Source organism: Treponema sp. R6D11, from assembly GCF_054786075.1.
Genome location: NZ_BDHD01000496.1, coordinates 1 through 913 on the forward strand (window position 1 = coordinate 1; position 913 = coordinate 913).

Sequence of the window (913 nt, forward strand, 5' to 3'; positions counted from 1 at the left end):
GAAGCGGGCTTTGCGTCAGGATCAAGCTGTTTCGCGCTTTTGCGGATTCCTTCGCGCATCAGCACGGACGCGCCCGCGCTTCGGTTTAGGTTTTCCGCCGAAAGTTCGTCTATGCTTGTTATTGGAAGCGTAACATCGTCTCGCAAACGGATAAGCGATTGTGAAAAGTAGGCGCTTTCTTTCCCTTCCGCGATTTTGCCCAAATTGGTTCCCCAGTTCATTACGAATTTTTGTTTCATTTTCACTAAGCCGAGTATTAAATTCAACAAGCCTCTTCAAAACATCTTCCTGAGAACCCTGCCTGGTTTTCCCAATAAGCATAATTATCACAATAAACTGGATAATTAGTATGATCAAAATTATAAATTCAAGCAATGTTCCAAATTCCATAGGAGCATATTATACCATATTATTGACAATATCTACCATGTGTTATATAGTAACCTATGAGCCTGCCCCCCCTCTACCTAATCGACGCCTACGGACTTATTTACCGCTCATATTTCGCGTTTTTAACAAACCCCTTGCGCAACAGTTCCGGGAAAAATGTTTCAGTCCTTTTCGGGTTTGCGAGAACGGTGATTTCCCTGTTGGAAGACGGCGCTCCGCAAACAGACGGAAAAGGGAAACTTAAACTTGAAAAGCCCCTGCGCCTTGCGGCGGTCTTTGATTCGCGCACTCCAACTTTCCGCCACCAGATGTACCACGAATACAAGGCGAACAGGCAAAAAGCGCCCGATGATCTGCACGAGCAAGTTCCGTTAGTCGAAGAATTTTTGTCGGCGTTGGGCATCAAGTCGATTAAGGCCGAAGGGTTTGAGGCGGACGACATTATCGCAGCCCTTGCGGAAAAATGCCGAAGCGAAAAACGACAATGTTACATTCTTTCTTCCGACAAAGACCTTCTTCAGCT

The 913-nt window shown here is 45.9% G+C and carries 2 protein-coding genes; one reads left to right on the forward strand and one right to left on the reverse strand.

Annotated features, from left to right (window positions below; genetic code table 11):
• A partial coding sequence (locus ACYVTD_RS14215; RefSeq protein ID WP_461248376.1) for a hypothetical protein occupies nt 1–239 on the reverse strand: 239 nt, incomplete at its 3' end.
• A 207-nt stretch (nt 240–446) separates the two neighbouring features.
• Between ACYVTD_RS14215 and ACYVTD_RS14220 the strand changes: the two genes are divergently transcribed.
• Nucleotides 447–913: PIN domain-containing protein (locus ACYVTD_RS14220; protein WP_461248377.1), on the forward strand; the 467-nt coding region annotated here is incomplete at its 3' end.